Origin of the sequence: Burkholderia catarinensis (assembly GCF_001883705.2) — a bacterium.
GTDB lineage: Bacteria > Pseudomonadota > Gammaproteobacteria > Burkholderiales > Burkholderiaceae > Burkholderia > Burkholderia catarinensis.
Genome location: NZ_MDEQ02000043.1, coordinates 1 through 20,940, shown reverse-complemented (window position 1 = coordinate 20,940; position 20,940 = coordinate 1). Strand labels below are relative to the sequence as shown.

Genomic DNA, 20,940 nt, shown 5'->3' with positions numbered 1-20,940 from the left:
CCGGCCACGCGACCGGTCAGCCGATCTGCCGGTAAAGGGTCGGCGGCGCCTCGCCCGTCTCGCCCAGCACGTAGCTGCGCTGGACCGCGTCCACCGCACGCGCCGCGGCGGCGTCGTCGCGGGCGTGCACGTAGCCGAGCGGCTGGCCGGCCTCGACGCGCTGCCCGATCTCCGCGAGCGCCGCCAGGCCGACACTGTAGTCGATCGAATCTTCCACGCGCGTGCGGCCGCCGCCGAGCGCGACGACCGCCAGCCCGAGCGCGCGGCAATCGACCCGCTGCACCACGCCGCTCGCAGGCGCCGGAACCGGCACGATCGCCGCCGCCCGCGCAAGATGACGCCCGGGCGCGTCGACCAGGCCAGCGGGGCCGCCGAGCGCCGCGACCATTCTCGCGAAGCGCTCGGCCGCCGCGCCCGAGTCGAGCGCCCGCTGCAGCATCGCGCGCGCCTGTGCGGTATCGACCGCCAGCCCGCCGGTGACGAGCAACGCCGCCGAAAGCGCCAGCGTAACGTCATGCAGCCGGGCCGGACGCGACTTGCCCGTCAGGTAGTCGATCGCGCACGCCACCTCGAGCGCATTGCCCGCGCACGGTGCGAGCGACTGGTTCATGTCGGTGAGGATCGCGGTCGTCTTCATGCCGGCGCCGTTGCCGACGTCGACGATGCTGCGGGCCAGTTCCGCCGATTTCTCCGCAGTCGGCATGAACGCGCCCGAGCCGACCTTGACGTCCATCACGAGCCCGTCGAGTCCGGCCGCGAGTTTCTTCGACAGGATCGACGCGGTGATCATCGCGACCGATTCGACGGTCGCCGTCACGTCGCGAATCGCGTAGATGCGCTTGTCGGCCGGCGCGAGCCGCGCGGTCTGCCCGATGATCGCGACGCCGACGTCACGCACCGTGCGACGAAACGCATCCGTATCGGGCATCACGTCGTAACCGGGGATCGCGCCGAGCTTGTCGAGCGTGCCGCCGGTATGGCCGAGCCCGCGGCCCGAGATCATCGGCACGTAGCCGCCGCACGCGGCCACCATCGGCCCGAGCATCAGCGACACGACATCGCCGACGCCGCCGGTCGAATGCTTGTCGATCACCGGCCCGCCGAGATCGAGCGCGCGCCAGTCGAGCACGTCGCCCGAGTCGCGCTGCGCGAGCGTCAGCGCGACGCGTTCGTCGACGCTCAGGTCGTTGAAGTACACGGCCATCGCGAACGCCGCCACCTGGCCCTCGGTCACGCTGCCGTCGGTCACGCCGCGCACGAACGCGGCAATCCCGTCGCGATCGAGCGGCTGCCGGTCGCGCTTCCTGCGGATGAATTCCTGCGGTAGAAACATCGTTGCCTCTCCTCGATCGGTCGGGGTTCGCTGCGCCGTTCAATGCAGCGAAAGGAACAGGCCGGCAATCGCCGCGCTCATCAGGTTCGACAGTGTCGCCGCCGTCAGCGCGCGCAAGCCGTGCCGCGCGACTTCCGATCGACGCTCCGGCGCGACCGCGCTGAAGCCGCCCGCGAGAATGGCGATCGACGAGAAGTTCGCGAAGCCGCACAGCGCGAACGACACGATCGCGAGCGTCTTCGGGTCGAGCACTTGCAGGCCGGCCGCCGCGACGTGCTCGCTGCCCTTCAGGTACGGCGACAGGTCGCCGTACGCGACGAACTCGTTGAAGATCAGCTTCTCGCCGATGAAGTTGCCGGCCAGCGCCGCGTCGTGCCACGGCACGCCGATGATCCACGCCAGCGGCGCGAACAGGTGGCCGAGGATGCCCAGCAGCGTGACCTGCGGAAAGCCCGCGAACGCGGCCACGCCGCCGACGATGAGGTTCATCAGCGCGATCAGCCCCACGAACGCGATCAGCATCGCACCGACGTTGATCGCGATCCGCAGGCCGACCGACGCGCCGGACGCCGCCGCCTCGATCACGTTGGCGGCCCGCTTGTCGTCGAAATCGAGCCCGTCGACCACGACGCGGCTCGGCTCGACGGTCGGATACAGCAGCTTGCCGAACAGCAGCCCGCCCGGCACCGCCATGAACGACGCGGCGAGCAGATACTCCATCTTCACGCCGAGCCCGGCGTAGCCGACCAGCACCGAGCCCGCGACCGACGCCATGCCGCTCGCCATCACCGTGAAGATCTCGGCACCCGTCATGTTCCGCACGAACGGCTTCACGAGCGCGGGCATCTCGCTCTGCCCGAGAAAGATCGTCGCGACGGCCGAGCATGCCTCGATGCGGCTCACGCCAAGCACTTTCGCCAACCCGGCGCCGAGGATCGCGACGATCCACTTCATCACGCCGATGTAGTACAGCACCGCGATCAGCGCGGTGACGAAGATGATCATCGGCAGCACGCGCAGGCCGAACACGAACCCGCCGTCGCCGAACAGCTGGAACATCCGGGCGTCGACCAGCCCGCCGAACACGAACGCGATGCCGTGATTGCCCATGTCGAGCACGCGATTGACGCCATTCGCGGCCGCCGCCAGCACCGTGCGGCCCGACGGCACGAACAGCACCAGCGCGCCGATCGCGAACTGCGTGAGCAGCGCGGCGATCATGGTCCGTCCGCGCACCGCGCGGCGATTGTTCGACAGCAGATAGGCAACCAGCAGCAGGAACAGCATACCCAGGAGACTGCGCAGAATATCCACCTTGTACTCCTTTCTCTCAATGTTATTGAACCGCCGGAGCGCGCCGGAAGCGCACCCGTGTCCTGCCGACGGCGGCCGTCACTCGGCCGGTACGCCATCCTTCCAGTGCGCCCAGTCCTTCACGATCGCGTTCACGAGCGGTGAACCGGCGAGGTACAGATTGTCGAGGGCCGGCACGAACCCGCCCTGGCGCTGGTAATCGAGCAGGTTGTCGACGTCCGAGCCGCCCGGCGGCGGCCGGTCGAAGTCCGAACCCGAGCGCAGCACGGCCACGCGCTGCGTATCGGCCAGCCCTGCCGCGGCCGCCCGCTTGATCACTTCGAACGTCGCATTGTCTTCCTGCTGCGTCGTGCAGTACACCCCCTTGCCGTCGGTCAGCAGGCGCGTCCATTCGCTGGCGCGCTCGCCGAGCTTCGTGCCCGAGAACCACGTGTCGCCCGCGAGCGTATCGCACTGGATCACGGTCGGCGGCCGGTTCGCGGGCGCTTCCGGATACTTCGCGCGATACACGGCCGCTTCCCTGCTGTCGTGCAGCGTCACGTCGCGCGACAGCGCGACGGCTTTCCGGAGCAATGCCTCGTTCAACTGGAACACCTCGGTGCGGTAGTCGAGCGGCGGTTTCTCGTCTCCGTTCTTCGTGTTGATGCCGAGATAGCCCGACTTCCAGCCGGCCGGGATCTCGCGCGCATCCAGTTCCCACTGGATCCCGAAGTCGACCAGGTAGCGTGCCCACGCGGCCGAGCCGAGCGTGCCCTGCGCCGGATCGATGCCGGCGATGCCGGTCACGACGAAGTAGGTCTTGCGCAGGTCGAACCGGCGCGAATAGACCAGCGCCGCCATCGATGCAGCCGCGTTCGCGTGGCCCATGCCGGTCGTCAGCACGCACACGTCGTTGCGCGTGCAACTGATGTGCGGGTAGTCGGGCGACAGGCCCGGCACCGCGATCTTCTGCACCGGCCCGATCCGGTCGAGCCACGCCTTGCCTTCCGGTCCGAACATCGTGACGATCAGCACCTTGATCGCACGCGTCCGATGCGCGCGTTCGCCGGCCGCGTGCGCGCCGGCCGTCATCGTCGCGACCAGCGCAACGATTGCCGCCAACTTCAGGACTTTCCCCTTCAACATTGCTTGCCTCGTTCGAGTGAGATTCATGATCGTGTCGCAGGCGCGGGCCCGTCAGAACTGATAGCCGACGCTCGCGTAGTAGCCCCAGCCGGTCGACCGGTTCTGGAACGGCCCGTCGCCGAAGTTCAGCTCGGTGCCGCCCCACTGGCCGCCGTTGTGGAAATAGCGGGCTGCGGTCCAGAAGCGCCAGTGCTTGAACGAATAGATCAGCACGTTGGTCGACACGAACGCGGTGTCGGTGCGCGTATTGCCGCCCGTCTCCTCGCGCAGCTTCGAACCGAAGTCGTAGTTGAAGAACCCGACGTAGGTCAGGTTGCCGCCGTGGAACGTACCGATCGGGTAGATGTATTTCATCTGCGCGCGATAGCCGTCCCACGTGTTCTGGTTGGCCGCGCCGTAGTTCTCCCATTGCCGGCGCACGTACAGGTTCGCGGACAGCATCAGCTTCGTATGCGTGTCGATGTCGGTACCGAAGCCCGCATACAGCGTGTTCTGCCGCCCGGCCGTGTTGTGCCCCTGGTCGTAGATCCAGTCGAACGCGACATACCATTCCTTGAACGGCCCGAATCCGAGATGCCGGCCGAGGAGATCGTCGATCGACACGCGCGGCTCCTGCTCGCTGAACAGCGGCGAGCCCTTGTTCGTATAGCCCGAGTCGTAGCCGTTGCCGACGCCGATCGCACGCGGCAGGTCGACATAGCCGTACAGGTCGAACGGCCCCTTCCGCCCGAAGTATTCGTATTCGAGGTACACGTCGTTGGTCGTGTGCGGCCCGAAGCGGATGTCCTTCGACCCGATCACGCCGAGGCTCTGGTGAAACCACGTCGACAGATACGGCGACGGCGCGGGTGCCGGCGGCGCATTCGGCGCGACCATGCCGCTCTCGGCGATCTGCGTGCCGGCCCCCGGCGCGACGGTGCCCGTCTCCTGCGCGATCGCGACCGTCGGTATGCCCACCGAAAGCGCTAGCAGCATGACGCCCGTCCGCGTCGCCGCATGCGCTGCCTTCGTTTCCCTCGTTGACGATTTATTCAGTTCTTCTACATACATTCGCTTGACCCCACCTTCCGATCGTTGCTCTTGTCGATATCCCAACGCTTTCCGTCGGACCCGGCTCGCCGCGGCCGGCCGCTGCCCCAGATTCGGGCGCGCCGCCTGCTTCAGGTGCGCGTGCGCTCCGAACTTGACCGGTCAGTCAGCATTCAGACCGTTTCGCGGATAAAACGGAGGGGATAAAGCACAAGCCGTGCCATATATTGACCGAATGGACAGGATGCGAGGACGATGCGGGACCGGAGCACGGTCAGCGCCTGCGGGGCAGCCCGTCCCGCGCCGATCGTCCGCCGCCATGAACGCGACGGGATGTCCGGACGCGCGCGGGGCGCGCCGCGCAAACGGACACCCCGCGCGATACGTTCCGCTCAGCCGGCGCGTTCGACCGGATGCGGTTCGCGCAGCCGGTTCGCGATCCGAGCGGCCTCGTAGTAGCCGGCCGCCGGCGGGCGCTTCAGGTAGCGGCCCGCGCCGCGCACCGCGCGCAGTTCGCCGTCGGCCCAGGCGAGCGCGCCGCGCGTCAGCGTGTGCGTCGCGACGCCCTGCACCGTCATCCCCTCGAACACGTTGAAGTCGACCTGCTGGTGATGGGTCTTCACCGAGATCGTCTTCGTCGCGGCCGGATCCCACACGACGAGGTCGGCATCGGCGCCCACCTGCACGGCGCCCTTGCGCGGATACAGGTTGAAGATCTGCGCGGCGTTCGTCGACGTGATCCGCACGAACTCGTTCGGCGTGATGCGGCCGTGATTCACGCCGTGATGCCACAGCACCGACATGCGATCCTCGACGCCGCCGCAGCCGTTCGGGATCTTCGTGAAATCGTCGCGGCCCATCGCCTTCTGCGACGCGCAGAACACGCAGTGGTCGGTCGCCGTCGTATGCAGCTGCCCCGACTGCAGCCCGCGCCACAGCGCCTCGCGATGCTCGGCCGAGCGAAACGGCGGGCTCATCACGTGCGCGGCCGCACGCGTCCAGTCCGGGTCGCGATAGACGGCCTCGTCGATCACCAGGTGGCCCGGCAGCACTTCGCCGAACACGCGCAGCCCTTCGCTGCGCGCGCGCGTGATCGCATCGACCGCATCCTTCGCCGACACGTGCACGATATACACGGGCACGCCGAGCACCTGCGCGATGCGGATCGCGCGGTTCGCGGCCTCGCCCTCGACCTCCGGCGGCCGCGACAGCGGATGCGCCTCCGGCCCCGTCATCCCGCGCGCGAGCAGCGCCTGCTGCAGCCGGAACACGAGCTCGCCGTTCTCCGCGTGCACGGTCGGCAGCGCGCCGAGTTCGAGCGAACGCGAGAAGCTGTTCACGAGCACCTCGTCGTCGGCCATGATCGCGTTCTTGTACGCCATGAAGTGCTTGAAGCTCGACACGCCGTGCTCGCGCACGAGCGTACCCATGTCGCGATGCACGCTCTCGTCCCACCACGTCACCGCCACGTGGAAACCGTAATCCGCCGCCGCCTTCTCGGCCCAGCCGCGCCACGCGTGGAACGCGTCCATCAGCGGCTGCTTCGGGCTCGGGATCACGAAATCGATGATGCTCGTCGTGCCGCCCGACAGCCCGGCGGCCGTGCCCGAGTAGAAATCGTCGCTCGCGGTCGTGCCCATGAACGGCAGTTCCATGTGCGTGTGCGGATCGATGCCGCCCGGCATCACGTACTGGTCGTGCGCGTCGACGACGCTCGCGCCGGCCGGCGCGTCGATCTGCTCGGCGATCTGCAGGATCGTGCCGCCGTCCTGCGGGTCCGCGCAGAGCACGTCCGCGCGATAGGAGCGGTCCGCATCGACCACGGTGCCGCCGCGAATCAGGATTGCCATTTCGTTGCCTCCTCGTTGACTGTCGGATGCCGCGTGACACGCATCTCGCGCATCTCGCGCGTCACGCGCTCGCGATCTGCGCGCGCTGTCCGGCGCGCCACTTCATCCAGGTGCCGTACACGCCCGACGCCAGCACGAGGCCGACGAACCATGCGTACGTGTAGAGCGTGTTGAAGAATGCCGGCACGTTCGGGAACGACGCCGGGAATGCCGTGTGCAGGAAGCCGGGCAGGTTCGGCAGCACGCCGATCGCGAGCGCGGCCAGCGCGGCCGGGTTCCAGCCGCGCGCATAGCTGAAGCCGCCGCGCTCGTCGAACAGCGCGCGCGTGTCGAGCTGCGTGCCGCGAATCAGGAAGTAGTCGACCATCAGGATGCCCGCGACCGGCCCGAGCAGCGCCGAATAGCCGACGAGCCAGGTGAAGATATAGCCGTCCGTCGTCGCGAGGATCTTCCACGGCATCATCGCGATCGCGATCGTCGCGGTGATCATCCCGCCCGTGCGGTACGAGATGGCCTTCGGCCACAGGCTCGAGAAGTCGTACGCGGGGCCGACGAGATTCGCGGCGAGGTTGCAGCACATCGTGTCGAGCGTGAGGATCACGAGCGCAATGCCCACGCCGATGCCCGTCATCCGGCTCGTCAGGTCGATCGGGTCCCAGATCGCGTTGCCGTAGATCACGACGGTCGCCGACGTCACGACGACCGACACCACCGACAGCAGCGCCATCGGCAGCGGCAGCCCGATCGACTGCCCGATCATCTGGTCGCGCTGCGAATGCGCGAAGCGCGTGAAATCGGGAATGTTCAGCGCAAGCGTCGCCCAGAAGCCGACCATCGCGGTCAGGCCCGGCCAGAAGGTCGCCCAGAACAGCCCGGCCTTCTTGCCGCCCGCCGCGAACTGCGACGGCGCCGACAGCATCGAGCCGAACCCGCCCGCCTTCGACGTCGCCCACCACACGAGCGCCACGCACATCACGACCTTGATCGGCGCGGACCAGCTCTCGAGCCAGCGGATCGAATCGGTGCCGTGCCAGATGAAGTAGAGCTGCAGCACCCAGAACACGAGAAAGCACGCGAGCTGCCCGAACGAGATGCCGACGAGCGGCAGCGCCGCGCCATGCAGCGCGTTGCCGGTCAGGATGTTCAGCAGCGTGTAGATCGCACTGCCGCCGAGCCAGGTCTGGATGCCGTACCACCCGCATGCGACGATCGCGCGCAACAGCGCCGGCAGCTTCGCGCCCTGCGTGCCGAACGACGCGCGCACGAGCACCGCGTACGGAATCCCGTGCTTCGCGCCCGCATGGCCGATCAGCAGCATCGGCACGAGCACGATCAGGTTGCCGAGCAGCACGGTCATCACCGCCTGCCAGGGCGACATGCCTTCCTGGATCAGCCCGGCCGCGAGCATGTACGACGCGATGTTCATCACCATCCCGACCCAAAGCGCCGCGAAGTGATACCACTTCCATGTGCGCTGCGCCGGCGTGGTCGGCGCGAGGTCGTCGTTGTACAGGCTGCCGCCCTGCGCCGCGGCGCTGTCGGGGTCGGTGGGGTTCGCTGCGGATTTCATCAATCGCACTCCACGAAAACGTCAGCGCCGGCATCGTCCGATGCCGGCCCGGGTGGAACGAAAAACGGCGGCGCTGGAACGCCCGCGCCGCCGGCCGCCGGTCAGGCCGCCTTCGCGTGTTTCTCGGGTGCCGCCGCCGGGCCGCCGCTCGCACCGCCATCCGTGCTCGCCGGATTGTTCGGATGCGTGGTCCAGTTCGCGTAGTCACCCGAATCGACGCGCTCCATCGTGATGCATTGCTCGACCGGACACACATGCATGCAAAGATTGCACCCGACGCATTCCGAATCGATCACTTCGAAATGCCGCACGCCGTCCTTCTCGCGCGTGATCGCCTGGTGCGACGTGTCCTCGCACGCGATATGGCACAGTCCGCACTGGATGCAGCGATCCTGGTCGATGCGCGCCTTGATGTCGTACTTCAGGTTCAGGTATTTCCAGTCGGTCACGTTCGGCACCGCGCGGCCGCGCACGTCGTCGAGCGTCGCGTAGCCCTTCTCGTCCATCCAGTTCGACAGCCCGTCGGCGAGGTCCGACACGATCCGGAAGCCGTAATGCATCGCGGCGGTGCATACCTGCACGCTGCCGGCGCCGAGCACCATGAATTCGGCCGCGTCGCGCCACGTCGAGATGCCGCCGATGCCCGAGATCGGCAGGTTCGGCGTTTCCGGATCGCGCGCGATCTCCGCGACCATGTTCAATGCGATCGGCTTGACCGCCGGGCCGCAATAGCCGCCGTGCGTGCCCTTGCCGTCGACGGTCGGCATCGGCGCCATGTGGTCGAGATCGACCGCGACGATCGAGTTGATCGTGTTGATCAGCGAGACGCCGTCCGCGCCGCCCTTGTACGCCGCGCGCGATCCCATCCGGATGTCGCTGATGTTCGGCGTGAGCTTCACGAGGCACGGCAGCTTCGTGCCTTCCTTCACCCAGCGCGTGACCATCTCGACGTATTCGGGCACCTGCCCGACCGCCGCGCCCATCCCGCGCTCGCTCATCCCGTGCGGGCAGCCGAAGTTCAGCTCGACCGCGTCGGCACCCGTATCCTCGACGAGCGGCAGGATCCATTTCCAGTCACGCTCGTTGCACGGCACCATCAGCGACACGATCAGCGCGCGGTCCGGCCAGTCGCGCTTCACCTGCGCGATCTCTCTCAGGTTCACGTCGAGCGGGCGGTCGGTGATCAGCTCGATGTTGTTCAGCCCCGCGATGCGCTGGCCGTTCCACTGCACGGCGCCATAGCGCGAACTGACGTTGACGACGTGCGGATCGAGCCCGAGCGTCTTCCAGACGACGCCGCCCCAGCCCGCCTCGAATGCGCGGTTGACGTTGTAGGCCTTGTCGGTCGGCGGCGCGGAGGCAAGCCAGAAGGGATTCGGCGAAGTAATGCCCGCGATGGTGCAGCGAAGGTCGGCCATGTTCGGCTCCGTGAAAGTGGGGTCGTTATCGGTGTGCCTGGGGTGCGCCGCGCTTTCACGCAGCCTTCGCGTCGCGCGCCGCGAGCGCCGCGTCGATCGACGCGGCCGCGCGCTTGCCGTCCTGCACGGCCTGCACCGTGAGGTCGATGCCGTCCGTCGCCGCGCAGTCACCGCCGGCCCACACGTCGGGCAGTGCGGTACGCCCGTCCGCGTCCACCGCGATACGCGCGCCGTCCGCCGTCAGCAACGCGGCCGCGATGCCGTCGGGCACCAGCGTCTGACCGATCGCCTTCAGCACCATGTCGGCATCGACGGTGAAGCGCTCGCCCGATGCCGCGTCGAATTCGACGCCCGTCACCTGTCCGTTCGCGCCCGTCATGCGCACGGGCTTCGCGTGCGTGACCAGCGTGACGCCGCTCTTCTGCGCGAACTCGCGCTCGGCCCACGTCGCGCTCATCGCGTCGACACCACGCCGATACACCATCGTCACGCGCTCGGCGCCGAGCTTGCGGCTCTGCACGGCCGCATCGATGGCCGTATTGCCGCCGCCGATCACGACCACGCGCCGCCCGACCGGCACGTTCTCCAGCCCGTCGGCCTGCCGCACCTGCGCGATGAAGTCGACCGCGTTCATCACGCCGGCCAGTTGCTCGCCGTCGATCGCGAGCGCGCGCACGCCGCCGAGGCCCATCGCGAGAAACACCGCGTCGTGCTGCTCGCGCAGCGCGTCGAGCGTCACGTCGCGCCCGAGCGCAACACCCGTTTCCAGTTCGATGCCGCCGACCGACAGCAGCCATTCGACTTCGCGCTGCGCGAAATCGTCGACGGTCTTGTACGCGGCGATCCCGTATTCGTTGAGGCCGCCGCCCTTCGGGCGCGCGTCGAACAGCGTGACGCGGTGCCCGGCGAGCGCGAGCCGGTGCGCACACGCGAGCCCGGCCGGCCCCGCGCCGACCACCGCGACATGGCGGCCCGTCTCGGGCGCGCGCTTGAAGCGCACTGCGCCCGTCTCCATCGCCCAGTCGGTCGCATGGCGCTGCAGCGCGCCGATCGCGACGGGCTGCGAATCCTGGTGGTTGCGCACGCATGCGCCTTCGCACAGGATCTCGGTCGGGCACACGCGCGCGCACATCCCGCCGAGCGGATTCGCGGACAGGATGTCGGTCGCGGCGCCTTTCAGGTTGCCGTTGCCGATCTTGCGGATGAAGCTCGGAATGTCGATCTGCGTCGGGCAGGCCTGCACGCACGGCGCGTCGTAGCAGTAATGGCAGCGGCTCGCGGCGGCCGCGGCCGCGGTCGGGTCGAGCAGCGGCGCGATATCGGCGAATTCGCACGAGAGTTGCGTGGACGACAGGCGATGCGCGGCGATATCGCCGGTTGGCTTGGTGGTCATACGCGTTCCTTCGACTGGGTGGAGACAAAGCCGTCCCCGCCGGCTGCGGATGCACAGTCGGGGCGGTCATGCTTGGGAATGCCTGGGTCAGGCGATGAACCGCCTGCCGGTCGCGCTACGGTCGATGCGTCATGAAGCCGGCTCGCATGCGCGCGACAGCATCGCGTGCAGCAGCACGTTCGCGCCGGCCTCGATCCACGCAGGCGTCGCGTCCTCGATCTCGTTGTGGCTGATCCCGTCGACGCACGGCACGAACACCATCGACGTCGGTGCGACCTGCGCCAGATAGCATGCGTCGTGCCCCGCACCCGACACGATGTCGCGATGCGAGTAGCCGAAGCGCTCGGCCGCGCCGCGCACGGCTTCCACACACGCCGCGTCGAACGCAACCGGCTTGTAATAGAAAATCTGCTCGAGTTCCGTTTCGAGCCCGATGTCGGCCGCGATGCGCGCGACGCCGTCGCGCAGCGAGGCGTCCATCTTCGCGAGCACGGCGTCTTCCGGATGACGGAAATCGACGGTGAAGAACACGCGGCCGGGAATCACGTTGCGCGAGTTCGGGTGCACCTGCATCATGCCGACCGTCGCGCAGCCGAACGGCGCGTGATCGAGGCCGATCCGGTTGACGAGATCGACCACGCGCGCCGCGCCGAGCAGCGCGTCGCGACGGCGCGGCATCGGCGTCGGCCCCGCGTGCGCTTCCTGCCCGGTGAAGGTGATCTCGTACCAGCGCTGCCCCTGCGCGTCGGTCACGACGCCGATCGTCTTGCACTCCGCTTCGAGGATCGGCCCCTGCTCGATATGCAGTTCGAACGCCGCGTGCAGCTTGCGCCCGCCGCACGGCACGTCGCCCGCGTAGCCGATGCGCGCCAGTTCCTCGCCGATCGTCTTGCCGTCCACATCCTTGCGCGACAGCCCGTATTCGAGCGGGAACACACCCGCGAACACGCCGGACGCGACCATCGCGGGCGCGAAGCGCGAGCCCTCCTCGTTGGTCCAGATCACGACCTCGACCGGATGCTCGGTCTCGATGCCGCGATCGTTAAGGCTGCGAATCACCTCGAGGCCGCCGAGCACGCCGTAGATGCCGTCGAAGCGGCCGCCGGTCGGCTGCGAATCCGCATGCGAGCCCGTGACGACCGGCGCCGCGTCGGCCACGCGGCCCGCGCGGCGCATGAACACGTTGCCCATCGTATCGACCGTCACCGTGCAGCCGGCGGCCTTCGCCCAGCCGACGATCAGGTCGCGGCCGGCCTTGTCGAGATCGGTCAGCGCGAGGCGGCACACGCCGCCTTTCGGCGTCGCACCGATCTTCGCGACTTCCATCAGGCTGTCCCACAACCGCTTGCCGTCGACCTTGATCGACGTGTCGAAAGCTGCCCGTTTCACTGTTTCCGATACCGCGTTCATTCGTATCGCTCCTGTGGGGTCGGTAATGTCGTCAGCCCGGTCTGTGCCGGTGCGTGCAATGCCTGTTGCGGGGCACGCACGCCCATCCGCGGTGCATGTCCCGGTCGTTCGCGAAGTTCGTCCGGCGCATCCGGCGGGAAGTTTTCCGCTGCTTTCCGCCGCTCGTCGAATCCTGTCCGATTGGACAGGTTTTAGACGATCAAAATGTCCAAGGCAATGTCTTTCTTGCGAGACTAGACGGAGCGAGAAACGTGCCATCGCAACGCAGCATCGCGATGGATGCGCGGTATCAGCATGCGTGCGTTCGATGCGGATCAGCGGCTAGAATGAAGCCCAACGCGGCATGCCTGCCGCGCGAGGGCAACGATGAGACATGACGAGGCGGCAACCGAAGCGACCGACAGCGACGAAACGCGCGCGCCTTTGCGGCGACGCAAGGCGCACATCCGCGAGTCCAACGAAGCGCATCTGCTCGCCTGTGCGGAGGCCGTGTTCGCGGAGCGCGGGCTCGACGGCGCGAGCACCGCGATGATCGCGGAGCGCGCCGGCCTGCCGAAAGCGAACCTGCATTACTACTTCCCGACGAAGCTCGCGCTGTACCGCCGCGTGCTCGACGACCTGTTCGAGGACTGGCATCGCGCGGCCGGCTCGTTCGAGGCCGGCGACGATCCGGTGCAAGCGATCGGCGGCTACGTGCGCGCGAAGATGGCGCTGTCGCGGCGGCGCCCGCTCGGCTCGAAGGTCTGGGCCAACGAGATCATCCACGGCGCGGAGCACATGCAGGACATCCTGTCGCAACGCGTGAAGCCGTGGTTCGACACACGCGTGAAGGTGATCGACGGCTGGATCGCGCGCGGGCTGCTCGCGCCGATCGACGCGCATGCGCTGATGTACCTGATCTGGGCGACCACGCAGCACTATGCGGATTTCGATGCGCAGATCCGCGCGCTGAGCGGCAAGCGCGCGTTCACGCAGAAGGCGTTCGACGAGAAGACCGAACAGGTCGTGCAGTTCGTGATTCGCGCATGCGGCGCGGTGTCGCCACACGCGAAACCGTAGCGCGGCAACGCGATCCACCAAAAGCAGAACGGGTATCGCGCAGGGGTGTCCTGCGCGATACCCGTCGCCCGCGCCGCAGCGTGCGTGCGATGCGTTACGCGATGCGCTCGATCGCGATGGCCGTCGCCTCGCCGCCGCCGATGCACAGCGATGCGATGCCGCGCTTCAGGCCATACGTCTCCAGCGCGGCCAGCAGCGTCACCATCACGCGTGCCCCCGATGCACCGATCGGATGCCCGAGTGCGCACGCGCCGCCATGCACGTTGACCTTCTCGTGCGGCAGGTCGAGATCGCGCATCGCGGCCATCGGCACCACCGCGAACGCTTCATTGATCTCGAACAGATCAACGTCGCGCAGGTTCCAGCCGGTTTTCTCCGACAGCTTGCGCAGCGCGCCGATCGGCGCGGTCGCGAACAGGCCCGGCTTGTCCGCATAAGTCGAATGCCCGACGATCACGGCCTTCGGCGTGAGGCCGAGGCGCTCGGCTTCCGAGCGGCGCATCATCACCAGCGCGGCCGCACCGTCCGAGATCGACGATGCGTTCGCGGCCGTTACCGTGCCGCCGTCGCGGAACGCCGGCTTCAGCGTCGGGATCTTGTCGAGCTTCGCGTTGCCCGGCTGCTCGTCGATCGACACGACGGCTTCGGTCTTGCCGGCCTTCACGGTCACCGGCGCGATCTCCGACACGAAATGCCCTTCGGCGATCGCGCGTTGCGCGCGCGTCAGCGATGCGATCGCGAACGCATCCTGCGCCTCGCGCGTGAACTGGTACGCCTGCGCGCAATCCTCGGCGAACGTGCCCATCAGGCGGCCCTTTTCATACGCGTCCTCGAGCCCGTCGAGGAACATGTGGTCGAGCACCTGGCCGTGACCCATCCGCATCCCCGCACGCGCCTTCGGCAGCAGGTACGGCGCATTCGTCATGCTCTCCATCCCGCCCGCGACGGCCACGCCGGCCGAGCCCGCCAGCAGCAGGTCGTGCACGAACATCGCCGCCTTCATCCCGGAGCCGCACATCTTGTTGACCGTGGTCGCACCCGCCGCGAGCGGCAGCCCGGCCTTCAGCGCGGCCTGCCGCGCCGGCGCCTGGCCCTGGCCGGCCGGCAGCACGCAGCCGAACACGATTTCATCGATACGCTCGGCCGGCACGTTCGCGCGCTCGAGCGCCGCGCGAATGGCGACCGCGCCAAGGTCGCTCGCGCTGGCCGCCGCCAGATCGCCCTGAAAACCACCCATCGGCGTACGCGCCGTGCCAACGATTACGATCGGATCCTGAGTCGTCATGATTCGCTTCCTCCTTCTTCCAGTTTCAGCGCGGTGCCATGCGCAACGCGCCATCGAGACGGATGACTTCGCCGTTCAGCATCGTGTTCTCGGCGATGTGGCGCACCAGCGCCGCAAATTCTTCCGGGCGGCCGAGCCGCGGCGGGAACGGCACGCTCTTGCCGAGCGCATCCTGCACGTCCTGCGGCATGCCGGCCATCATCGGCGTCGCGAAGATGCCCGGCGCGACCGTCACGACGCGAATGCCGAACCGCGCGAGTTCCCGCGCGATCGGCAGCGTCATGCCTGCCACGCCGCTCTTCGACGCCGCATACGCGGCCTGCCCGATCTGCCCGTCGAACGCCGCGACCGACGCCGTATTGATAATCACACCGCGCTCGCCTTCCGCATCGGCGTCCTGCTTCGACATCGCGTCGGCGGCCAGCCGGATCATGTTGAACGTGCCGACGAGATTGATCGACACCGCCCGCGCGAAGCGATCGAGCGAGTGCGGGCCGTCGCGGCCGACGACCTTCTCGCCCGGCGCGACGCCCGCGCAGTTGACCAGCGCGTCGATGCGGCCGAACGCGTCGCGCGCGGCGGCGACGGCCGCCTGCCCGTCGGCTTCGCTCGTCACGTCGGTCTTCACGAAGCGCGCGGCCGCGCCGAGTTCGTGCGCGAGGCCCGCGCCCGCATCGGCGTTCACGTCCAGCAGCACCACGTTGCCGCCTTGCGCGACCACCATGCGCGCCACCGCGGCGCCAAGGCCCGACCCGGCGCCCGTAATCAGAAAAACGCGATCCTTGATATTCATTCGCAGTCCATATTCAGGGTTGAGCAGCCTTCTCGGCTTCCATCTTGCGCAACACGAAGCGCTGGATCTTGCCGCTCGGGGTTTTCGGCAGCGCGTCGACGAAGTCGATCGCGCGAGGATAGGCGTGGGCGGACAGCCGCCGCTTCACATGCAGGCTCAGCTCCTCCGCCAGCGCCGGCGTGCCGTCGAAGCCTTTCGACAGCACGACGAACGCCTTCACGATCTCCGTGCGCTCCGGATCGGGCACGCCGATGACGGCGGCCTCGCTGACGGCCGGATGCTCGATCAGCGCGCTCTCCACGTCGAACGGACCGATCCGGTAGCCGGACGACGTGATCACGTCGTCCGCGCGGCCGATGAAGCTCACGGTGCCGTCCGGCTCCAGTTCGACGTTGTCGCCGGTCCGGTAGTAGCCGCCCGCGATCGCGGGCGTGTCCTGCTGCCAGTACCCGTGGAACCACAGCAGCGGCGAGCGCGCGATGTCGATCGCGAGGTTGCCGGGCTCGCCCGGGCCGAGTTCGCGGCTTGCGTCGTCGAGCACCGCGACGCGATAGCCGGGCATCGCGAGGCCGGCCGAACCGGCGTGCACGACGTGCGCGAGGCCGTGATGGTTGTTCACGACCATCCCGAGTTCGGTCTGGCCGTAGTGATCGTAGATCGGCGCGTCGAGCGCCGCGTCGAACCAGCGCACGACTTCCGGATTCAGCGGTTCGCCCGCACTGCTGACCACGCGCAGCTTGCCCTTCACGCGCGCCGCCGCTTCCGTCCCGGCCGCCATCAGCATCCGGTACGCGGTCGGCGAGCCGGCGAGGCTCGTGATCCCGAGCCGTTCGATCACGTCGTACGTGCTGTCGACCGTGAAGCCGCCTTCATGGAGCGTCGTCGCGTGGCCGAGCAGCAGCGGGCCCGTGATCGCGTAATAGAGGCCGTACGCCCAGCCCGGATCGGCGATGTTCCAGAACCGGTCGCCTTCGCGCAGGTCGACCGCGTCACGCATGTACGCACCGAACGCGAGCAGCGCGCGCAGCGGCACCGGCACGCCCTTCGGCAAGCCCGTCGTGCCCGACGTCGACATCATCATGAACAGGTCCGTGCCCTTGCGCAGCACCGGTTCGAACGCGTCGGACCGCGCGTCGAGCGCCGCGCGGAAATCGATGTCGCGTTCCGGCAGCGTATCGCCTGGCTCGCGCACCGTCGCAACGGGCGGGCAATCGGCGATCTCGTCGAGCTTGGCGCGATTCGCGACGTTGGTCACGATCAGCCGCGCATCGCTCATGCGCAGCCGGTGCTCGATCGCCTTCGGGCCGAACGCGGTGAACAGCGGCTGGTAGACGGCGCCCGCGCGCCACGTGCCGAGGATTGTCGCGACCAGCTCGGGCGTGCGCGGCAACAGGCCGGCCACCACGTCGCCCGGCTTCACGCCCTGCGCGACGAGCAGGTTCGCGACGCGTGCCGACAGCGCCTGCATCTGCGCGAACGTGAAGCGGCGGTGCTGCCCGCCGGCGTCGATCCAGTCGAGCGCGATCGCGTCCGCCGATGCGTGCCGGTCGCAGCATTCGACGCACGCGTTCAGGCCGCGCTCCAGGTCGCCGTGCAGTTGCGTCGCGGCGGTCTCGATACTGAACCGGGCCACGGCGTCGGCGTAGGCCGGCACCGCCCGGGCGGTTGCTCCATCAGGCATGCGTGTCTCCTGTGCGTTATGGCCGCCGGCGAGCCTGGGGCGCGACGGGGCATACATCGATAGTAGACAGCCCGTACATTGCAATCAATGACAAACAGAATCTAGAATCGTGATCGCTTTTGCCATGTCGGGAGGACGCAGGAAAATGGGGCCGCAGATGATTTCGCCTGATTTCGTCGACGATGCGCTCGCGTGCCTGCGCCGGCAGCACATCCCGACGGAGCCCGTGCTGCGCGCCGCCGGCCTGCCGGACGCCGTGCACGAGCCCGTCACGCCGCAACAGTACGGCCGGCTGTGGCTCGCGATCGCCAGCGCGCTCGACGACGAATTCTTCGGGCTTGCGGCGCGCCCGATGCGGCACGGCAGCTTCACGCTGCTATGCCACGCGGTGCTGCACGCCGGCACGCTCGAAAAGGCGCTGCGGCGGGCGCTGCAGTTCCTGCGCGTGGTGCTCGACGAGCCGCACGGCGAGCTCGTCGTGGCCGACGGGCAGGCGCAGATCGTGCTGACGCAGTCGGGCACGCCGTACCCGGCCTTCGCGTACCGGACGTTCTGGCTGATCCTGCTTGGCGTCGCGTGCTGGCTGACCGGCCGGCGCATCCCGCTGCAGCGCATCGATTTCGCGTGCCCGAGCCCCGACCAGCGCAGCGACTATCACCAGTTCTTCGGCGTACCCGTGCATTTCGACCGGCCCGACAGCCGGCTCGCGTTCAACGCCGCGTACCTCGCGCTGCCGACGATCCGCTCCGAGCAGGCGCTGAAAACCTTCCTGCGCGGCGCGCCCGGCAACCTGCTCGTCCGCTACCGGCACGATACGGGCTGGGTCGCGAGGACGCGCGCACACCTGAAGACGCTGCCCGCCGCCGAGTGGCCCGATTTCGATACGCTGGCCGTGCGCCTCGGTACGACGCCCGCGACGCTGCGGCGGCGTTTGCGCAGCGAAGGCCAAAGCTTCGCGGCGATCAAGGACGAGCTGCGCGGCGCGCTGGCCCAGTCGCTGTTGCGCGGGCACGCGCTCAGTGTCGCGGAGATCGCGGCCGAGCTCGGCTTCACCGAGCCGAGCGCGTTCCATCGTGCGTTCCGGAAATGGACCGGCACGAGCCCCGGTGCGTTCCGGCGTGACGTGGATGCGGCAAAGCCGGAGCCTGGAACCGCAAGCGGATGATGCGGCCGGCGATCGCCGCCATGCGTACCGGCGGATGGAGAAATCCCGTCACGCGACGCTGATACGATGCGAACTGCCGGCTGCCGTTCCTTGTCCGTGAACGACGGCCCACACCCGACAAACCCCCATCGCTCCCGCTCCGATGCAAGCAATCGTCTTTTCCGACACCGAACTGGCCGACCTGCGTGCGCACGGCATCGTGCTGTTTGCGGACCGCGTGATCTTCGACGCGCAGCCGCCGATGCCGGCCGACCAGATCGCCGCCGTGCAGGCCTGCTGTCACGGCGAGCTTCCGCACGCGCTGCTCGACCTGTGGCGCGCAACGGCCGGCGGCAGCCTCGACTACGACCTGACGCTGGAGATGAACGGTCATATCGAAGGGATCAGCTGGGGCGAACTGTTCTACAACGGCAGCAACGGCTACCGCGACCTGCAGGGCTGGATCGACCACGAGCTCGAACTGGCCGAGGAAGCCGCCGAAGAGGGCTCACCCCCCTGGAGCGGCAGGCTCGATGCGCTGCCGTTCGGCGGATTCGAGTATTGCGACCGGATCTACATCGTGACGGAACCCGGCGCCAGGGACTGCGGCCATGTGCTCGCGTGGAAGCAGGGACTGCCGCCCGCGTGGCGTGGCGCGATGCACGAGGACGGCCTCGCGACGATCGCACCCGACCTGTACGCGGCATTCGGCGCGCTGCGGCTCCATGCGGATCCGCTTGAACCCGGCGGCGAAAGCGGCACCGGTGAAATGTTGCTCGAGTATGTCGACGAACGCCGGACCGAGCATGGCCTGTCGGCGCCGCTGGCGGACAAGCTGATCGCGTTCTATCGCCAGGCCGTGATCGACTGGCGCACGCCGCTCGCCGACGGCACACTCGCCGCGCAGCCGGTGCTCGCGCGTCACGCACTGCGACATGCGATCGACCACGACGACGCGGCACTCACCGCGCAACTGGCGCCGATCGTCGTGGATCTCGGCACGGCGCTCGCCGGCAGCTCGATCGCAACCGACTATGCGCTGCGGCGCGAGAAGTTTGCCGCCGCCACCGCGTTGCTCGAATCCGGCGCACCGGTCGCGCCGGATTCGCTGGCGTCCGTGTCCGGCGACGTGCCTGCCGCGCTGATGCGCGCGCTGCTCGACGCCGGCGTGCAGCCAGATGCCGATGCGATGGCGCGCTGCGTCGCCGGCGGCGCCGCCGACAGCGCGCGCCTGATCGGCGCGGCCCTGTCGGCACAAGGCATCGATGCGGCTTGCGCCTGCCGCACGGCGAGCGCGACGCTGCTGCGCAAGCTCACGGCCGACATCGGCCAGGTCCGCACCGGCAAGCTCAGTCACCATCTCGGGCTCGACGGACTCGAAGCCCGCGCCGAACGTCTGCGCGCATTCGAGCCGTGACATGGCGCGGGCGTCGTCGCTACGCCGCGCGGCCCAGCGGGAGATTCCGCCGACGCTCGCGGCGACACCGTGCAGCGCGCCGCAAGGCCAGGCTTTATCCGTAGGCGCCATGTCCGGAACGCGTTGCTTGCTGCCGTTGCTCGCGGATATGAGCGGAACCACGAACCTTCAGAGATGATGCGAGGCCCTGAAATGGATGCAATCCGTACAGTCATCGAACCCTGCGAAGCCGCGCTTCGGGCCGCGATGCTGGCCAATGATGTGAAAGCGCTCGATGCGTTGCTGGACGACGATCTGGTGTTCACCGTTCCGACCGGCCAGGTCATCTCGAAGGACGACGATCTGTCCGCGCACCGCGCGAACCTTCTGTGCCTCGACAGACTCGACGTCCACGAAATGCACGCGTGCGCGATCGGCGAGATGATCCTCACGACGACGAAGGCGACGCTCGCCGGCCGTTTCGACGGCGCGGCATTCGACGGCACGTTTGCCTATACGCGCCTGTGGCGTCGATCGGGCGCCGGCTGGCGCGTCGTCGCCGGGCATGCATCGCAGGTCATGTAACCGCCACGCCGAGCGTGCACCCATTTCCGGCGCTCCAATGCAAAAACCCCCGCCTTTCGGGCGGGGGTTTCTGGCTTAGGGAGCCTGACGATTACCTACTTTCACACGGGAATCCGCACTATCATCGGCGTAGAGTCGTTTCACGGTCCTGTTCGGGATGGGAAGGGGTGGGACCGACTCGCTATGGTCATCAGGCAAAGAGGGTTGTTGTGCTGGCTTCGCAGCACAACCAATCTTGGAAGAAGCAGTAATTTAGGTTGTGTGTATCACACACGAGAATCCAACCTGTCGCCTGGATCGCGGCCAGTGCTTTCGCACGGCGCCGATCAACAAGGCAGACTTGTTATAGGATCAAGCCTTACGGGCAATTAGTATCAGTTAGCTGAACGCATTACTGCGCTTACACACCTGACCTATCAACGTCCTGGTCTCGAACGACCCTTCAAGGGGATCTAGTCCCCAGGGATATCTCATCTTAAGGCGAGTTTCCCGCTTAGATGCTTTCAGCGGTTATCTCTTCCGAACATAGCTACCCGGCGATGCCACTGGCGTGAC

Annotated in this window: 16 protein-coding genes and 2 rRNA genes; 4 read left to right on the top strand and 14 right to left on the bottom strand. The window is 68.0% G+C overall.

Annotation, left to right across the window (positions count from 1 at the left end):
* Window positions 1-16 precede the first annotated feature (16 nt).
* The 9 genes from deoA to BFF94_RS35435 all read right to left on the bottom strand — a co-directional run bounded on the left by deoA (window position 17) and on the right by BFF94_RS35435 (window position 12,442).
* Entirely contained in the window at window positions 17-1,333 is a 1,317-nt protein-coding gene (gene deoA / locus BFF94_RS35475; RefSeq protein WP_219140403.1) for a thymidine phosphorylase, read from the bottom strand.
* Between the two features lie 39 nt (window positions 1,334-1,372).
* Window positions 1,373-2,647, bottom strand: coding sequence for a NupC/NupG family nucleoside CNT transporter (locus BFF94_RS35470; RefSeq protein ID WP_128842429.1), 1,275 nt, complete (start codon window positions 2,645-2,647; stop codon window positions 1,373-1,375).
* A 78-nt stretch (window positions 2,648-2,725) separates the two neighbouring features.
* On the bottom strand, window positions 2,726-3,772 hold the full coding sequence (locus BFF94_RS35465; protein ID WP_128842428.1) for a purine-nucleoside phosphorylase: 1,047 nt from the start codon (window positions 3,770-3,772) through the stop codon (window positions 2,726-2,728).
* Between the two features lie 51 nt (window positions 3,773-3,823).
* Window positions 3,824-4,747, bottom strand: coding sequence for a nucleoside-specific channel-forming protein Tsx (locus BFF94_RS35460; RefSeq protein WP_164497723.1), 924 nt, complete (start codon window positions 4,745-4,747; stop codon window positions 3,824-3,826).
* 446 nt (window positions 4,748-5,193) lie between these two features.
* Window positions 5,194-6,651 carry a dihydropyrimidinase gene (hydA, locus tag BFF94_RS35455; protein ID WP_219140402.1) on the bottom strand — a complete coding sequence of 486 codons (1,458 nt, stop codon included), beginning with the start codon at window positions 6,649-6,651 and terminating at the stop codon, window positions 5,194-5,196.
* Window positions 6,652-6,712: 61 nt separating this feature from the next.
* Window positions 6,713-8,221: an NCS1 family nucleobase:cation symporter-1 gene (locus tag BFF94_RS35450; RefSeq protein ID WP_128842426.1), complete on the bottom strand. Its 1,509-nt coding sequence runs from the start codon at window positions 8,219-8,221 to the stop codon at window positions 6,713-6,715.
* Window positions 8,222-8,322: 101 nt separating this feature from the next.
* On the bottom strand, window positions 8,323-9,639 hold the full coding sequence (gene preA / locus BFF94_RS35445) for an NAD-dependent dihydropyrimidine dehydrogenase subunit PreA (protein ID WP_128842425.1): 1,317 nt from the start codon (window positions 9,637-9,639) through the stop codon (window positions 8,323-8,325).
* Window positions 9,640-9,694: 55 nt separating this feature from the next.
* Window positions 9,695-11,032, bottom strand: a complete 1,338-nt coding sequence (locus BFF94_RS35440) for an NAD(P)-dependent oxidoreductase (RefSeq protein WP_219140401.1) — start codon at window positions 11,030-11,032, stop codon at window positions 9,695-9,697.
* A gap of 129 nt (window positions 11,033-11,161) precedes the next feature.
* Window positions 11,162-12,442, bottom strand: a complete 1,281-nt coding sequence (locus BFF94_RS35435) for a Zn-dependent hydrolase (RefSeq protein WP_128843557.1) — start codon at window positions 12,440-12,442, stop codon at window positions 11,162-11,164.
* A gap of 366 nt (window positions 12,443-12,808) precedes the next feature.
* Between BFF94_RS35435 and BFF94_RS35430 the strand changes: the two genes are divergently transcribed.
* Window positions 12,809-13,501, top strand: coding sequence for a TetR/AcrR family transcriptional regulator (locus BFF94_RS35430; RefSeq protein WP_128843558.1), 693 nt, complete (start codon window positions 12,809-12,811; stop codon window positions 13,499-13,501).
* A gap of 94 nt (window positions 13,502-13,595) precedes the next feature.
* Here BFF94_RS35430 and BFF94_RS35425 read toward each other — a convergent pair whose 3' ends face one another.
* From BFF94_RS35425 to BFF94_RS35415, 3 genes are read right to left on the bottom strand one after another with little or no spacing between them, the layout of a single operon-like run.
* Entirely contained in the window at window positions 13,596-14,786 is a 1,191-nt protein-coding gene (locus BFF94_RS35425) for an acetyl-CoA C-acyltransferase (protein WP_219140400.1), read from the bottom strand.
* A 25-nt stretch (window positions 14,787-14,811) separates the two neighbouring features.
* A complete protein-coding gene (locus BFF94_RS35420) occupies window positions 14,812-15,579 on the bottom strand; it encodes a 3-hydroxyacyl-CoA dehydrogenase (protein ID WP_128843559.1) in 768 nt (255 codons plus the stop codon).
* Between the two features lie 13 nt (window positions 15,580-15,592).
* Window positions 15,593-17,260, bottom strand: a complete 1,668-nt coding sequence (locus BFF94_RS35415) for an acyl-CoA synthetase (RefSeq protein WP_128843560.1) — start codon at window positions 17,258-17,260, stop codon at window positions 15,593-15,595.
* A 145-nt stretch (window positions 17,261-17,405) separates the two neighbouring features.
* Here BFF94_RS35415 and BFF94_RS35410 point away from each other — a divergent pair, with 145 nt between their 5' ends.
* From BFF94_RS35410 to BFF94_RS35400, 3 genes are all read left to right on the top strand, one after another.
* Window positions 17,406-18,425 carry an AraC family transcriptional regulator gene (locus BFF94_RS35410; RefSeq protein ID WP_128843561.1) on the top strand — a complete coding sequence of 340 codons (1,020 nt, stop codon included), beginning with the start codon at window positions 17,406-17,408 and terminating at the stop codon, window positions 18,423-18,425.
* Window positions 18,426-18,567: 142 nt separating this feature from the next.
* Window positions 18,568-19,821 (top strand): SMI1/KNR4 family protein, encoded by a 1,254-nt coding sequence (locus BFF94_RS35405; protein ID WP_128843562.1) that lies wholly within the window; start codon window positions 18,568-18,570, stop codon window positions 19,819-19,821.
* Between the two features lie 192 nt (window positions 19,822-20,013).
* Window positions 20,014-20,385 carry a nuclear transport factor 2 family protein gene (locus BFF94_RS35400; protein ID WP_128843563.1) on the top strand — a complete coding sequence of 124 codons (372 nt, stop codon included), beginning with the start codon at window positions 20,014-20,016 and terminating at the stop codon, window positions 20,383-20,385.
* A gap of 82 nt (window positions 20,386-20,467) precedes the next feature.
* Here BFF94_RS35400 and rrf read toward each other — a convergent pair.
* Together rrf and BFF94_RS35390 are read right to left on the bottom strand one after the other, a co-directional pair.
* Window positions 20,468-20,580 (bottom strand): 5S ribosomal RNA (gene rrf / locus BFF94_RS35395).
* Window positions 20,581-20,732: 152 nt separating this feature from the next.
* Window positions 20,733-20,940: ribosomal RNA gene (locus BFF94_RS35390) — 23S ribosomal RNA — on the bottom strand; the annotation flags it as partial.